This window comes from Psychrobacter sp. FME6 (genome assembly GCF_014861365.1).
In the GTDB taxonomy this organism is placed as follows: domain Bacteria; phylum Pseudomonadota; class Gammaproteobacteria; order Pseudomonadales; family Moraxellaceae; genus Psychrobacter.
The window spans coordinates 1-643 of record NZ_RRYW01000243.1; the positions used below are offsets into that span (position 1 = coordinate 1).

The window sequence follows — 643 nt, forward strand, 5'->3', positions numbered from 1 at the left end:
TTAGCATAGATTTCTTATTGACTTTTATCGCCAGCATACTTTTTAGAACACCACCTCATATTTAAAATACCTCAGCTATCATCCCTGCTTTAATACTCGATAAACCGTAGCCACCCCAACACCAACCGCCTTAGCAATCTCCTCTTTTGTCATATTGTTTTGGCTGGCCAATTCCCTAATTCGATTGTGCTTTGTTGTATTGGCTTTTTTACCAGTAGGTTTATAGCCACTATTTGCTAAACCCTGCTTAATACGCTCTCTACGTTTATCGTTATCAAGCTTTGCCATCGTTGCTAATAAGTCGATCAGCATATTATTAATTACCCTGAGGATGTCGCCTGTCATACCCCCGCTAACCGTATGTGTAGTTGGTAGGTCAGCCACAACCAATCGTAAGCCTTTGTCTTTGATACGCTGCTTTAGAATTGCAAAATCATCTTGAGATAATCTGCTTAATCTATCCACGCTTTCAACCAGCAGAATATCCTCTTGATTGGCATCATTAAGTAACTTAGTGAGTGCCGGTCTATCTAGCTTCGTACCACTGAAATGTTCAATGTATTCAGCATAGATATCATCATAGCTTTTGCTAAAGCTAATCAAGTCAGACAAGGCTCTCTTAGCGTCTTGATCCTTAGTGCTG

General features: G+C 40.1%; 1 protein-coding gene. It reads right to left on the bottom strand.

What is annotated here, in order from left to right; genetic code table 11:
* Positions 1–78 precede the first annotated feature (78 nt).
* Positions 79–643, bottom strand: a 565-nt coding sequence (locus EI162_RS14455; RefSeq protein WP_192524985.1) for a recombinase family protein, incomplete at its 5' end; no start/stop codon positions are given.